At 67.9% G+C, this 13,290-nt stretch carries 18 protein-coding genes; 10 read left to right on the forward strand and 8 right to left on the reverse strand.

Translation table 11 applies throughout. The annotated features are described in order from the left end of the window. Nucleotides 1-29: 29 nt before the first annotated feature. The 4 genes from IL252_RS13315 to IL252_RS13330 all read left to right on the forward strand — a co-directional run bounded on the left by IL252_RS13315 (nt 30) and on the right by IL252_RS13330 (nt 3,681). Nucleotides 30-614 (forward strand): alpha/beta hydrolase, encoded by a 585-nt coding sequence (locus tag IL252_RS13315; protein ID WP_208628382.1) that lies wholly within the window; start codon nt 30-32, stop codon nt 612-614. A gap of 189 nt (nt 615-803) precedes the next feature. Continuing rightward, nucleotides 804-2,456 carry a CTP synthase gene (locus IL252_RS13320; RefSeq protein WP_208628383.1) on the forward strand — a complete coding sequence of 551 codons (1,653 nt, stop codon included), beginning with the start codon at nt 804-806 and terminating at the stop codon, nt 2,454-2,456. Beyond that, entirely contained in the window at nt 2,456-3,373 is a 918-nt protein-coding gene (gene guaA, locus IL252_RS13325; protein WP_208628384.1) for a glutamine-hydrolyzing GMP synthase, read from the forward strand. Before IL252_RS13320 ends, guaA begins: the two co-directional genes overlap by 1 nt. Then, on the forward strand, nt 3,370-3,681 hold the full coding sequence (locus tag IL252_RS13330) for a CTP synthetase (protein ID WP_208628385.1): 312 nt from the start codon (nt 3,370-3,372) through the stop codon (nt 3,679-3,681). Before guaA ends, IL252_RS13330 begins: the two co-directional genes overlap by 4 nt. Here the strand turns inward: IL252_RS13330 and IL252_RS13335 are convergent. The 4 genes from IL252_RS13335 to IL252_RS13350 all read right to left on the reverse strand — a co-directional run bounded on the left by IL252_RS13335 (nt 3,678) and on the right by IL252_RS13350 (nt 5,955). Then, nucleotides 3,678-3,947 (reverse strand): hypothetical protein, encoded by a 270-nt coding sequence (locus IL252_RS13335; protein ID WP_208628386.1) that lies wholly within the window; start codon nt 3,945-3,947, stop codon nt 3,678-3,680. The two genes, IL252_RS13330 and IL252_RS13335, sit on opposite strands and share 4 nt — an antisense overlap. Nucleotides 3,948-4,123: 176 nt before the next feature. Further along, a complete protein-coding gene (locus IL252_RS13340; protein ID WP_208628387.1) occupies nt 4,124-4,540 on the reverse strand; it encodes a hypothetical protein in 417 nt (138 codons plus the stop codon). Nucleotides 4,541-4,591: 51 nt separating this feature from the next. Beyond that, the gene (locus IL252_RS13345) at nt 4,592-5,287 is read right to left on the reverse strand and encodes an MBL fold metallo-hydrolase (protein ID WP_208628388.1); all 696 of its coding nucleotides are present in this window, start codon (nt 5,285-5,287) and stop codon (nt 4,592-4,594) included. A 38-nt stretch (nt 5,288-5,325) separates the two neighbouring features. Further along, nucleotides 5,326-5,955, reverse strand: a complete 630-nt coding sequence (locus tag IL252_RS13350) for a molybdenum cofactor biosynthesis protein B (protein WP_208628389.1) — start codon at nt 5,953-5,955, stop codon at nt 5,326-5,328. Nucleotides 5,956-6,071: 116 nt separating this feature from the next. Between IL252_RS13350 and IL252_RS13355 the strand changes: the two genes are divergently transcribed. Genes IL252_RS13355 through IL252_RS13365 form a run of 3 tightly spaced genes read left to right on the forward strand, consistent with a single transcriptional unit; the run spans nt 6,072 to nt 7,603 of the window. Then, nucleotides 6,072-6,227, forward strand: coding sequence for a hypothetical protein (locus tag IL252_RS13355; RefSeq protein WP_208628482.1), 156 nt, complete (start codon nt 6,072-6,074; stop codon nt 6,225-6,227). Nucleotides 6,228-6,258: 31 nt separating this feature from the next. Further along, entirely contained in the window at nt 6,259-7,317 is a 1,059-nt protein-coding gene (locus IL252_RS13360) for a zinc-binding dehydrogenase (RefSeq protein WP_208628390.1), read from the forward strand. Then, on the forward strand, nt 7,310-7,603 hold the full coding sequence (locus tag IL252_RS13365; RefSeq protein WP_208628391.1) for a hypothetical protein: 294 nt from the start codon (nt 7,310-7,312) through the stop codon (nt 7,601-7,603). Before IL252_RS13360 ends, IL252_RS13365 begins: the two co-directional genes overlap by 8 nt. 100 nt (nt 7,604-7,703) lie before the next feature. On the opposite strand, the gene IL252_RS13370 is transcribed toward IL252_RS13365, so the two are convergent. From IL252_RS13370 to IL252_RS13380, 3 genes are read right to left on the reverse strand one after another with little or no spacing between them, the layout of a single operon-like run. Next, nucleotides 7,704-8,774 carry an ABC transporter ATP-binding protein gene (locus tag IL252_RS13370; protein ID WP_208628392.1) on the reverse strand — a complete coding sequence of 357 codons (1,071 nt, stop codon included), beginning with the start codon at nt 8,772-8,774 and terminating at the stop codon, nt 7,704-7,706. After that, nucleotides 8,771-9,577 carry an ABC transporter permease gene (locus IL252_RS13375; protein WP_208628393.1) on the reverse strand — a complete coding sequence of 269 codons (807 nt, stop codon included), beginning with the start codon at nt 9,575-9,577 and terminating at the stop codon, nt 8,771-8,773. The genes IL252_RS13370 and IL252_RS13375 overlap by 4 nt, the downstream gene beginning before the upstream one ends. Then, nucleotides 9,574-10,518, reverse strand: a complete 945-nt coding sequence (locus IL252_RS13380) for an extracellular solute-binding protein (protein ID WP_208628394.1) — start codon at nt 10,516-10,518, stop codon at nt 9,574-9,576. Before IL252_RS13380 ends, IL252_RS13375 begins: the two co-directional genes overlap by 4 nt. A gap of 79 nt (nt 10,519-10,597) precedes the next feature. On the opposite strand from IL252_RS13380, the gene IL252_RS13385 reads away from it, so the two are divergent. The 3 genes from IL252_RS13385 to IL252_RS13395 all read left to right on the forward strand — a co-directional run bounded on the left by IL252_RS13385 (nt 10,598) and on the right by IL252_RS13395 (nt 12,151). Continuing rightward, a complete protein-coding gene (locus IL252_RS13385) occupies nt 10,598-11,308 on the forward strand; it encodes a TOBE domain-containing protein (protein WP_208628395.1) in 711 nt (236 codons plus the stop codon). A gap of 167 nt (nt 11,309-11,475) precedes the next feature. Further along, nucleotides 11,476-11,706: an Lrp/AsnC family transcriptional regulator gene (locus tag IL252_RS13390; RefSeq protein WP_170093539.1), complete on the forward strand. Its 231-nt coding sequence runs from the start codon at nt 11,476-11,478 to the stop codon at nt 11,704-11,706. A 121-nt stretch (nt 11,707-11,827) separates the two neighbouring features. Beyond that, nucleotides 11,828-12,151 (forward strand): hypothetical protein, encoded by a 324-nt coding sequence (locus IL252_RS13395; protein WP_208628396.1) that lies wholly within the window; start codon nt 11,828-11,830, stop codon nt 12,149-12,151. Between the two features lie 70 nt (nt 12,152-12,221). On the opposite strand, the gene IL252_RS13400 is transcribed toward IL252_RS13395, so the two are convergent. Further along, the gene (locus tag IL252_RS13400) at nt 12,222-13,142 is read right to left on the reverse strand and encodes a complex I NDUFA9 subunit family protein (protein ID WP_208628397.1); all 921 of its coding nucleotides are present in this window, start codon (nt 13,140-13,142) and stop codon (nt 12,222-12,224) included. Between the last annotated feature and the right edge of the window lie 148 nt (nt 13,143-13,290).

Genomic DNA, 13,290 nt, shown 5'->3' on the forward strand with positions numbered 1-13,290 from the left:
TCTTACATCCATCTGCCCTGAGGTACAATGTGGAACGTATTCCGATTCCAGGTGGGCGTGACGTGCGGGCCGTCCTCGACGACCGGGGAGCGGACCGCGTCGTCGTCGCGTGTCCGCCCCACCCACAGATGGGCGGCTCTCGTAGCGACCGGCGCTTGCAGGCGGTCGGCGACGCGGTCGGCGAGCGAGGCGTGGCGTGTCTGCGCTTCGACTACGGGCCGTGGGACGAGGGCCGCGGCGAGCGCCGTGATTGTCTCGCGGCGCTGGAGTGGGCCCGCGAGCGGTTCGACTCGGTCGCGCTCTTTGGCTACAGTTTCGGCGCTGGCGTCGCGTTGCTCGCGGCGGCCGAGGCCGACCCACAGCCCGCCGCCGTCTCGGTGCTCGCACCGCCGGCACGACTGGACGACGGCACGGAGACGCCGCCGGCCGTCGGCGACATCGACTGCCCGCTTCAGGTGTGCTACGGCGAGCGCGACGACACCGCCGACTGGCGGCCAGTCGTCGACGCCGCCCGCGAGCGCGGGGCCGCTGTCGAAGCGCTGCCGGCAGACCACCACTTTGTGGGGCAGGGCGAGCGTGTGGGTTCGCTGGTCGCCCAGTTCGTGACGCGGTGATCCCGACGCGGTGATCGGGGTTTCCCGCGGACGACGTTGGCCCCTTCCGCGGGGCCGCTCGGCCCGACGATTTCACGTCTGGGGGTGTGGTTCGGGTTCGCTAACCACGCCGCTCGCCGCTTCGCGCCCGACCACAGGCCGGTCTCGCCATCCCGAAATGGTTTTGACGCCACGGAGTCCACCGTCGGTATGCCGACGGAACCTGAGACTGACTACGACCCGGAGCTGGGTCGGAAGTTCATTTTCGTAACGGGAGGCGTGATGTCCGGGCTGGGCAAGGGAATCACCGCCGCCAGCACCGGCCGACTGCTGAAAAACGCGGGCTTCGACGTGACCGCGGTCAAGATCGACCCGTACCTCAACGTCGACGCCGGGACGATGAACCCCTTCCAGCACGGCGAGGTGTACGTGCTCAAAGACGGCGGGGAGGTCGACCTCGACCTGGGGAACTACGAGCGGTTCCTCGACATCGACATGACCTTCGACCACAACATCACGACCGGCAAGACCTACCAGCACGTCATCGAGAAGGAGCGGGCCGGCGACTACCTGGGTAAGACGGTCCAGATCATCCCCCACATCACCGACGACATCAAGCGCCGGATCCGAGAGGCCGCGAAGGGCAACGACGTGTGTATCATCGAGGTCGGGGGCACGGTCGGGGACATCGAGGGGATGCCCTACCTCGAAGCCCTGCGCCAGTTCGCCCACGAGGAAGACGACGACGACATTCTCTTTACCCACGTCACGCTCGTCCCCTACTCGATGAACGGCGAGCAAAAGACCAAGCCGACCCAGCACTCGGTGAAGGAACTGCGCTCGATCGGGCTCCAGCCCGACATCCTCGTCGGCCGATCGGAGGACAAACTCGACATCGACACCCGCGAGAAGATCGCGCTCTTCTGTGACGTGCCGACCAAGGCGGTGTTCTCTAACCCCGACGTATCTGACATCTACCACGTCCCGCTGATGGTCGAAGAGGCGGGGCTCGACCAGTACGTGATGGAGCAACTCGACATCGCGGACGAGGCGCTCCCACCCGAGCAACGGGAGAACCGCTGGCGCGAACTCGTCACCCAGCAGACGACCGGCGAGGTCGACGTGGCACTGGTCGGCAAGTACGACCTCGAAGACGCCTACATGTCCGTCCACGAGGCGCTGAAACACGCGGGCCTCGAAGCGAACGTCGACGTGAACGTCGAGTGGGTCGACTCCGAGGAGATGAGCGACCACCACGTCGACCGACTCCACGACGCCGACGCCGTCGTGGTCCCCGGTGGCTTCGGCTCTCGCGGGACCGCGGGCAAGGTCGAGGCGATCCGCTACGCTCGCGAGAACGACGTGCCGTTCCTGGGTCTGTGTCTGGGCTTCCAGATGGCCGTCGTCGAGTTCGCCCGGAACGTCCTCGGACTGGCGGGCGCACACTCCGCAGAGCTGGACGAGGAGACGCCACATCCGGTCATCGACATCCTCCCCGAACAGTACGAGGTCGAGGACATGGGCGGGACGATGCGACTGGGGGCCCACGAGACCGACATCGAACCGGGGACGCTGGCCCACGAGCTGTACGGGGCCGACAGCTGTACCGAACGCCACCGCCACCGCTACGAGGTCAACCCCGAGTACATCGAGCGCATCGAGTCCGAAGGGATGACTTTCTCGGGGCGCGCCAACAACCGTATGGAGATCCTCGAACTGCCCGATCACCCGTACTTCATCGGGACACAGTTCCACCCCGAGTTCCGCTCGCGACCGACGCGTGCCAGCCCGCCGTTCGTCGGGCTCCTCGAAGCAGTGCTCGACGACGACACCGCGGCCGCCGATCCGGAGGTGAGCCACTGATGGTCGACGTGGACTCGTTCATCGACGAGAAGGTCGACGAGATCGCCGACGCCGTCGGCGAGAAGAACGCCGTCATCGCGCTGTCTGGTGGCGTCGACTCCTCGACGGCCGCCGCGCTGGCCTACGAGGCTGTCGGCGACCAGCTCACGCCGGTCTACGTCGACACGGGGCTGATGCGCAAAGGCGAGACCGACGAGATCCGCGAGACCTTCGACTACATGGACTCGCTGCGGATCGTCGACGCCACGGACCGCTTCCTCGACGCGCTGGGCGGCGAGACCGACCCCGAGGAGAAGCGCCACATCATCGGCGAGCAGTTCATCAGGGAGTTCGAGACCGTCGCCAAGGAGGTCGAGGCCGACTACCTCGTCCAGGGGACGATCTACCCGGACCGGATCGAGAGCGAGGGGACGATCAAGTCCCACCACAACGTCGGCGGCCTCCCCGAGGTCGTCGACTTCGAGGGGATCGTCGAGCCGATGCGTGATCTCTACAAGGACGAGGTCCGCGAGGTCGCCCGCGCGCTCGACCTGGAGGAGGTCGTCTCCGAGCGGATGCCCTTCCCCGGGCCCGGCCTCGCGGTGCGGATCATCGGCGAGGTCACCGAGGAGAAACTCGACGTCGCCCGCGAGGCCAACCACGTCGTCGAGGACGAACTCGAAGAGTACGAGCCGTGGCAGGCACTCGCAGCGGTGATCGGCAAGGCCACGGGCGTCAAGGGCGACAACCGCGTCCACGGCTGGGTCGTCGCCGTCCGCTCGGTCGAATCGCGCGACGGTATGACCGCCCGCGCCCAGGAGATCGACTGGGAGACCCTCCAGCGCATTCAATCGCGGATCACCGGCTCTCACGAGAACGTCGCTCGCGTCGTCTACGACGTGACTCACAAACCGCCCGCGACCATCGAGTACGAATGAACGTCGTCGTCGCCGGCCCGGACGAGACAGCGATCGCCGACGCGATCGCGGCCGAGGGCCACACGATCACGGAAGCGCCGGTCGGTAACCGACCGGGACTCGAAGAGGCGGACGTACACGAGGCCGACGTGTACCTGCTGACGGATCTCGAACAGGCGACTTCGATCGCCGTCGCGAAGGACCTCAACCCCGAGGTCCGCATTGTCGTCTACGCCGAGGGCTCGCTGCCCGACTTCGCCAGCCGACAGACGGATCTGGTCGTCGATCCGCAACTGCTCGGCCCCGAGGCCGTCGCCGAAGAACTCTAGTGACCCTGCATCGCCTCCATGGCGATCGCGGCCGCCGCCGCTCGGTCCGGTGCGCTGTCGAGCACCAGTGATCGATCGTTGCACAGTTCTCGCACCTGCCACTCCTGTCCGTCACCTGGAGCACGCACGAGCGTCGGGACGACCTCGACACGTCGCCCCGAGTCGTCGTGTTCGTACACCACCGGCGTCGCCGACGAGTACTTGCGGTCCCGATGGGTCGCACGGACTCTGTGCCACCCGTCTGGGGGAGTCGTGTGAACGGCCATCGCGTCTCGTCGTCCACGCTCTATGGTAAAAAGTGACACACCAATATTGTTGGGTAGTCGACAAAAATCGCTCGCGGTTCGGAACGGAATTTTTCGGGCCGGTACGCCGGGCGGCCGTCGTCGAGCACTAAACGGTGCTGTGGTCGCTGAGACTGCCGAATTTCGACGAACGAGTACTACTCTCCGATCGAGAATGTCCCGTAGATCGTGTCGTCGTCTGGCGTGTTGTGGAGGACTCGTAACTCTGTGATCTCGCTCTCTTCGACTGCTATCGACGCCTGATACGTAACGTGGCCCTCGCATTCGAGGCAGTGGGGACCGCTGTCCACTCGGCTGAAATCTAATTCGAGGACTGACCTCCCATCCTCCGATGGAACGTGAGCATCGTCCTGGACGACGTAGCAGCCGGCCGGCACCTCGGCGTGGCCCACCAGCTCTATCTCTGCCCGGTCGCCCGAGATTTCTGTTGGCGTCTCTGTGAGGTCGCAGTCGGTTCCCTCGATCTCCACTGTCGAACCTATCTCTGGGGCGTCAGAATCACCGAGTGTGGCGCAGCCAGCGAGCGACGGGAGGGCGACGGCGGACGATTTCATCAGGGATCTCCTGTTCACAAATATACTCATTGTGTAGGAATACAAAAAACATCAGCGCCGGTTCGCGACCTCGGCCAGCCGATCACGGCCGTCACGCTCGAACGGACGGCCGTGTCCGACGCCCAGTACCTCGAAGGCGGGCGCTCGTCCGTCCAGATCCGCGATGCTGCGCGCGACCTCGTCGGTGGCGTAACTGAGGAGCCACGGCGACGGTTGGAGCGAACCGCCCGACTCCCGTACCAGGTCGCCGAGCAGGCCGACCGACGCCGCCTCGCTGACGTAGGCCACGTGGCCGGGCGTGTGTCCCGGCGTCGCGTAGACGGTGAACTCCCCGACGGTGTCGCCGTCGGTGACGGGTTCGATCCGGCTGGTGGGCGGCGAGACGAAGCCGGCCATCGCTCGCTGGAACAGTCCTTTGTGGTTGTGCCAGGGCGGCCGCCGTCGGCCCGCGACCAGTTCGGCGTCGGCCTCGCCGACGTAGATCGGCGCGTCGAGACCGTCGAGTCCTGCCAGTCCGCCGACGTGGTCGACGTCGTAGTGCGTGACCAGGATTCGATCGATGTCGGCCAGTTCGTAGCCGGCCTCGGCGAGCCCCTCGACGAGTCGGCTGCCGTGCCAGGGCAGCCCCGCGTCGACCAGCGTCACGCCGGAGCCAGCGCCGTCGCCCGCGACCGCTTCGTCGATCAGGTAGGCGTTGACGCCCCGGAAGTCGAACCACCAGACGCCGTCCGCGAGCCGAGTGACCATACCGTCGCGTTGGCCGCGTGGCCGCAAATGGGTTTGGCCTACGGCCCCTCGCCGATCCGGTCGGAGAGTCGACCGATCTGCTCGACGACGATTTCCTCGGTGCCGAGACGGGCTCCCTCGACGGAACCGGGGAGGCAAAACACCGGCGTCCCGTCGGCGATGCCGGCCGCCGCCCGAGTGGCGATCACGTCGGTCCCGACTGCCTCGTAGAACCGTCGTCGGAACAGTTCGCCGAACCCCGGGAGTGCCTTCTCGAACAGCGGATGGACGGCCTCGACCGTGATATCCCGCGTGTCGATGCCGGTCCCGCCGACGGTGACGACGCCGTCGACGTCCCCGCGGTTGACGAGCGCGTCGACCGCGCCCTGGACGCCGTCGTGGTCGCGACCGAGCAGCTCGCGGGTCACCAGCTCGTGGGGACCCAGCGCGTCGATGACGGCGTCACCGACGGGATCGTCCTCGACGCTCCGGTCGTCGGCGACGGTGACGACGGCGACGCCGGCCACCGGTCCCCGATCGGATTCGTCGGCCTCCGCCGTCGTCTCGGGCTCGTCCGGCGCGGACGATTCCGACTCGTCGTCCGTCGGCTCGTCGGACTCCGAGTCCGTCTCAGATTCACCTCGCTCGTCGTCCCGCGTCCGGCGGTTCCGTGACTGGAAGTCGACCATGGTCCGGCTTCGCAGTGCCGCGGATAAATAGCTCGCGGCCTTCGCCGGGTCACTTCGACGCGTGCCTTGTATTACCAAATCAAAATGATTAAGTGACATGTATGTGGGCTGAACGTATGGAGAAAGCGTTTCACGTCGTCTGCCACGAGTGCAGCGAGGAGGGGGTCTACGAGAGCCGATCCGACGCAGTTGCCACACGGGAAGCGCACGCCGACGGGACGAGTCACCGGGTCAGTATGCTGGCGATCGGCCCGGCGGTCCCGAACCCCTAGGGTTTAGACGATGGTGGCCTGACCACCAGCCATGGATGCCGTCCAGTTCGCCGCCCACGGCGACCGCGAGGTCGTCGAGTACGGGCCGTCTCCCGAGCCCACACTCGACCCCGACGACGTTCTCCTCGACGTGCGAGCCGGAGCACTGAACCACCTCGACGTGTGGACACGCCGGGGACTTCCGGGGATCGACCTCGACTTTCCCCACGTCCCCGGGAGCGATGCCGCGGGCGTCGTCGTGGCCGTCGGAGACGCGGTCGAGCGGTTCGGCCCCGGCGATCGCGTCGCCGTCACCGCCGGACGCAACTGTGGGACCTGCGAGTTCTGTCGCGACGGTGAGCCGACGCTGTGTGTGAACTACGAGATCCTCGGCGAACACTGTCCGGGCGTCCACGCCGAGCGGACCGCGGTCCCGGCCGACGCGCTCGTCCCCGTTCCGGAGGGCGTCGACTGGACGACCGCGGGGGCCGCGCCGCTGGTCTTCGGGACCGCCTGGCGCATGCTCCACACTCGCGGCGAGATCGACGCCGGAGAGACCGTCCTCGTTCTGGGAGCGAGCGGCGGCGTCGGCCACGCGGCGGTCCAGATCGCCGACCACGCCGGCTGTGACGTGATCGCGACGGCCAGCAGCGACGAGAAGCGTGCGACCGCTCGTCGGCTGGGTGCGGATCTCGCGATCGACTACGAGGCCGAAGACTTCGCCGACGTCGTCCGCGCGGAGACCGGCCAGCGCGGCGTCGACGTGGTCGTCGATCACGTCGGCGCGGCCACCTGGAGACAGTCGCTGCGCAGTCTCGCGAACGGCGGCCGACTGTTGACCTGCGGGGCGACGACCGGCCCGACGCCGGAGACGAACGTCAACCGGATCTTCGGCAACCAGCTCTCCGTCCACGGCTCGACGATGGCCGGTCCCGGCGAGCTCGACGACGTGCTCGAACTGGTCTGGGACGGGACCTTCGAGGTGCTGATCCGGGCGGTCCTCCCGATGAGCGAGACCGCACGTGGCCACGAACTGCTGGAGGACCGCGAGGGGTTCGGCAAGGTCGTCGTCGTTCCGGACAGCGAGTACGAGGGAGGAGCCGATGAGTAGCGACGACGACGCGGGCTACGTCCATCGACCCAGCGGCGAACCGCCGACGAGCGGCGACGGCGAACGCGAGTTCGACTGGCGAGGGTGGACGCTGGTCGCCACCGTGATCTTCGCCTTCATCGTCGCTCCCGGCGCGCTCCTCCTCCTCCCGGCCGCACAGTCGTTCGTCCAGTCGCTCGGGCTGACGTTGCGTGACGCCTACCTGGTTCTCCCACTGCTCCCGGCGTTTCTGCTCGGTTCCGTCGCCGTCTGGTCGGCGATGCGCGCTCGTTCCGGCGGTGCGTGACACGGACGGTCGTCGCCAGCAGTGAGCGGCTCCCCGGTGGCGACTCACTGCTTGCGACGACATCGGTCCGCGCGAGCGCGACCGCGAATTTCTCGGCTGGTCACTCTCTTGCCGTGTCGGCTCCGAAGCGCGTCAGCTTCGCCGCCGGCACCCGAACTGTCACCGTCGTCCCCACTGCCGGCGGCTCGGACTGGCGCTCGACGACGACCGTCTCGTCGGTCGGGAGGGTGACCGACACGTCGTAGCGTGACCCCCGGTCCGTGACGTGGCTCACCGCCCCGCTCAACGTCGGTGTCGTACCGGCGCTGTCGGAGCTAGCCAGCGTCAGCTCCCCTGGGCGGACGTGACACGACACCGAGGCCCCCGCCGGTCTGTCGCTCCGGGCCTCCGGCAGTGTCAGCGTCTGCTCGCCGACCGCGAGTACGAGCGGCTCCGGTTCGACGACGGTCGCCTCGACGGTGTTCGACCGTCCGAGAAACGACGCGACGAAGGGCGTGGGGGGCGACTCGTACAGCGCCCGCGGCGTGTCGACTCCCGCGATCGCGCCCTCGTTCATCACGACGAGTCGATCCGCGAGCGCCATCGCGTCCGCCTGATCGTGGGTGACAAACAGCGTCGTGACGCCGGTCTCTCGCTGGATGCGACCGATCGCCCGCCGCAGCTCCTCGCGGAGGCTGCGGTCCAGTGCCGACAGCGGCTCGTCGAGCAGCAGTACGTCCGGCTCCGGTGCCAGCGCCCGTGCCAACTCCACACGGCGCTTCTGGCCGCCGCTCAGTTCGGCGGGGGAGGCGTCGCGCCGCGAGGCGAGCGAGACCAGTTCGAGGTGGGTCTCGACGAGTTCGTCGATCCGCGAGCGTTCGATCTCGCGTGCTTCGAGCCCGTAGGCCACGTTCTCGCCGACGGTCATGTGGGGGTACAGCGTCGATTCCTGGAAGACGACACTCACCCGTCGGCGTTCGGGCGGCTGCCGGGTCACGTCCTCGCCGCGCAGCCAGATCCGGCCCGCGGTCGGGCTGAGGTGGCCGGCGATCGCCTGGACGATCGTCGTCTTGCCACAGCCACTCGGCCCGAGCAGCCCGACGATCTCCCCGTCTGCCAGCGAGAACGACACGTCTTCGACGGCCGTCTTCGAGCCGTAGCGGTGCGTGAGGCCGCTGACTTCGAGGGTCATCCGTCGACCACCGTCGGCACGTGTCCGAGCCGCTGGACCGTGGTGACGACGACGACCGTGATGGCGAGCAACGCCAGCGCGAGCGGGACGATCGCGTCGATCCCTCCGGCGATGAACTCGACCCAGATCCGGGTGGGGATCGTCCGGGGGTTGTACGCGACCATCATCGTAGCACCGAACTCCCCGACCGCTCGCGCGAACGTGAGGACGACGCCCGCGACGATCGCGCCCCGTGCCAGCGGGAGCGAGACGTTCCAGAACGTCGCCAGCGGTCCGTACCCGAGCGAGCGAGACGCCTGTTCCAGTCGCTCGTCGACGGCACCGAAGCCGGCCCGCGCCGTGACGACGACGAACGGGCCGGCGACGAACGTCTGGGCGAGGATCACGCCCGCGAGACTGTCGGTCAGCGGGAGGCCCGCCGCCAGCGCCGCACGGCCGAGCGGCGTGAAGCGCCCGACCGCCGTCAGGAGCATTGCGCCGCCGACCACCGGCGGCACGACCAGTGGCAGGACGACGATCCCCTCGACCAGGCGCTTCCCGCGGACGGACGTTCGAGCGAGCGCGTACGCCAGCGGGACGCCGAACAGCGTCGAAACCAGGGTGGCGACGGGGGCCGTCAACAGCGAGTTCCGGATCGCGCGCTGCGCTGGCGGGGCCGACAGTCCGGCGACGACGTTCGACGTGCCAGTCCGCGAGAGGAAGGCCACGAACGGGACGACCAAGTGGACGAGGAGGACACCGCCCAGCAGCGCCGGCACGAGCCGGCTCGGCGTCCGAAGGTGTCCTCGGTCGAACGCTCTCACACTGTCACCTCCGAGGGGACCGAGCCGTGTTCGCCCGGCAGTTGCTCGCTCACGCGCAGGCCGGCAGCCCTCAGCACGGACGGATTCGCACAGAGGAACCGGACGAGTGCCCGCCCGCCGGCCGGATCGTCGGCGTCGTCACAGACGGTCGCACTGTAGAGGATCGGCCGTCCCGTCGCGGTGTAGCCGTCGTCGGTCGTGTACGAGACCGTCGCGTAGTGGTCTGCCAGGGCCGGGTTCGAGAAGTTGTAGCGGTCCGGAAACGCCACGAAGGGCAGCCCGCGGTCGGCGGCCATGTTCTCGTAGACGACTGCGCCAGCACGAGACCCGGTCTCGACGCCCGCGAGCAGCTGTGGCTCGTCGGGCTCGGTGTACAGCCGCGGGACCACCCGATCGCGAAAGCCGTCGAGGTCGTGTGCCCGCTGTGCGAGTTCGAACGCCTGGAGCGCGCGATAGCCCAGCGGATCCAGCTCCGGGTCGCCGATTGCGATGGCACCGTCGTCGGCGTCGCCGACGACCTCGTACCACGGGGTGCCGGCCGCCAGCTGTTCGCCCGGCTCCGTCGCCTCGTTGTAGCACAGCCCCAGGCTGTTCGCCGCGAAAGTCACGTCCCAGTCCGTGGCCACCCCGTACAGTCGGTCCCGGAGGAGCGTCGCGTCGGCGCTGACGACGGCGTCGGGCCGCTTGACGCCCTCTTTGACCATCCGCATCACGGCGTTCGACCCGTGGTACTCGCCGTGGATCGCCCGCCCCGTCTGCTCTCTGAATGCCGGGCCGACGTGTCGCTCGAAGGTGCGGGCGAGACTGCCGGCACACAGCAGGCTGACTGCGCCGCTTCCCGTTCCCGTGACGCCGGTACACCCCCCGAGTGTCCCCACGCCGACGGCCCCGATCGCGGACAGGAACCCTCGACGGGAGACCGCAGCCCTGGTGTTGTCCATCGTTGTATCACGCCCAACATAACGGGGTTATGCTGAGTACAACATAACGGTTTTGCTCGCTCCGTCCGTCGGCGTGGGTATGGACACGGACGTGGCCGTCTCGCTGACTGCCGATGGGGTGACCGTCGACGCGTCGGACGCGGCGCTGTTGCGGGCCGTCGACAGCGAGGGATCGCTGAACGCGGCCGCCACTGCGCTGGGCCGCTCGTACTCTCGGGCACACAAGCGCCTGACCGCTCTGGAAGAGACGCTTGGCTCGCTCGTCGAGCGCGAACGCGGGGGAGAGGGCGGCGGTGGGAGCGTCCTCACCGACCGGGGCCGCGAACTGTTGACGCAGTTCGCCCGCGTCCACACCGTGGTCTCGGGTACGGCCGCCGCGGACGTGATCGCGCTCTCGGGCACCGTTCGCGAGCGAGCGGGACGGCTGGTGACCGCCGAGAGCCCGGCCGGCGAGTTGCACGCGATCGTCGTCGGGGACCGAGAATCGTCGGTCGACACCGGCGACGACGTGACGGTGACGCTGACCGCCGACGCCGTGACGCTCCAGGAGCCAGACGCCGGTCCCTCGGCCACCCGGACGAGTGCCCGCAACCGACTGCGCGGAACGGTGACGGCCGTCGACGAGCGCGACGGCGTCGCGACGATCACCGTCGACGTCGGAGCCGCGACGCCCATCCCGGTACTGGTCACGTCGGCGAGTCGGGCACGTCTCGACCTCGAACCGGGCGATCCCGTCGTGGCGACGTTCAAAGCGACGGCCGCCAGAGTGACACCGCTCTCCGGGGAGTGATACTACCGGCTGTACATCTGTGACCGATTTCGCCACCCTGGGTGGCGAAGATATTCACGAAGTGACAGCCGGCAGTATGAGCCGGCCGTCACTGTCCTCGCCGTCGGCGTCTCGCGAACCACGCGACCGACCTGAAGCTTTTCATGTCATGAGTTCACACAGTACACATGGTCAGTGCATTCATCATGATCAAGAGTTCGGCCGGCAAGTCCCAGGGACTGCTGTCGGAGATCCGCGGTCACGACGGCGTCGGCGAGGCCCACATCGTCGCCGGCAACTACGACATCATCGCCGAAGCGGCCGGCGAGGAAGTGTACGACGTGATGCACACCGTCGCGACGCGGATCCGGGACCTCGACGGCGTCGTCGACACGCGGACCTACATCTGCATGGAGTGAGACCGAGCGGTGGCGACGTGTACCGGGAGGCGTCGCCAGCAGGTAGCCCTCACCGGTCTATCGTCCGACGCCGTCCGACTCGTCCCGATACTGCAAAGCGTCTCGACTCCCTAGCCCGACCATGGTCGCCGTCATCGATCTCGTCGGACTGCTGGTGATCGTGCTGGTCAACAGCGCCGTCACGGCGTTGATGACTCGGTTCTTCCGCGTGCGACTCGACACGCGCTGGGGGAGTGTCATCTACTCGCTGCTGTTGTGCCCGGTCGTGCTGTTCGTCCTCTTGCTGGTACTGTCGGGCGTGTTCAAGCTCGGCGGAAATCTCGGCAGTCGCACACTCGTGGTGTTGGCGACGATCTTCCTCCCGCTGGCGCTGGGACTCACGTTCGACTACGTGTGGATGCCGGCCCCCGACGAGGTAGAGCTCCCGGAGACGATGCAACAGTAGTGTTCTGGGCCCGCGGCGTTCGCTCGCCCGTCGGCCCGATCACGTCGTCCGGTCGAGGAGACGCCGCCGCTCAGTTCGCGACGCTGGCGGCGATGCCGAGGTACTCGCCGAGCGTCGTCAGCTCGCTCTCTTCGACGCCGAACCGCCCGACGTCGTTGTCGTCGGTCGTGTTGTCGAAGTTCAGTGACCGGTACTGATCGCCGCCCATGGGGAAGCCGGGGACGAAGCCGAGCGTCTTCAGCCCGATCCCGGCCAGTGCCATCGGGAGCGGGACGATGGTGACCGAGCCGTCCGCGGCCTCGTAGACCTGTTCTGTTACCGCTCGCAGCGACAGGACCTCGGGGCCACCGAGTTCGTAGACCTCGCCGACGTGTTCGGCCTCGGTGAGCGCGTCGGCCAGCATCGGCACGAGGTCGCCGACCCAGATGGGCTGGAACCGCGTCTGCTCGCCGCCGCCGGGCAGCGGGTAGATCGGGACGCCGGGCGCGAACATCCCCTTGAGCCGCTTGGTGAACGGGACGAACTCGCCGCCGTCACCGAACACGACGGAGGGACGGACGATCACCCAGTCCAGCGACGAGTCGCGGACGATCGCTTCGGCTCGGCCCTTCGAACGGATGTAGTGGGTCGCACCGTCGGCGTCGGCCCCGAGCGCGCTCATCTGGACGAATCGCTCGACGCCGTGTTCCTCGGCTGCGCGCACGCAGTGCTCCGTCCCACCGCGGTGGACGCGGTCGTGCATCTCGTTGCCGCCCTTGGGCTTGAACAGGGGCGACAGCGCCACGAGGTTGATCGCGGCGTCCTGGCCCTCGAACGCGCCCTCGATGCTGTCGTAGTCGGTCACGTCGCCCGCGACGGCCGTCGCCTCGGCGGGCAGATCGGCGGCGTCGGGCGAGCGTGCCAGCACCGTCACGTCGTGGCCGCGATCCACCAGCGCCGTACAGAGATTCGTCCCGATGAAGCCACTCCCGCCGACGAGCAGTACGTTCATACCCGATATATGACCGGGGACTGATGTAAAGCTAGTGCGCACCCAGTTAGGACGCGCCGCCAGTGTCCTGACAGCCTGTCGAGTGATCTCGGTGGAGCTGCCGGGGCTCCGACCAGTCGGGGCGTTTACGTACGGCCGCGGCGACGGC

The sequence above is a fragment of the Halomicrobium sp. IBSBa genome (genome assembly GCF_017612575.1).
GTDB lineage: Archaea > Halobacteriota > Halobacteria > Halobacteriales > Haloarculaceae > Halomicrobium.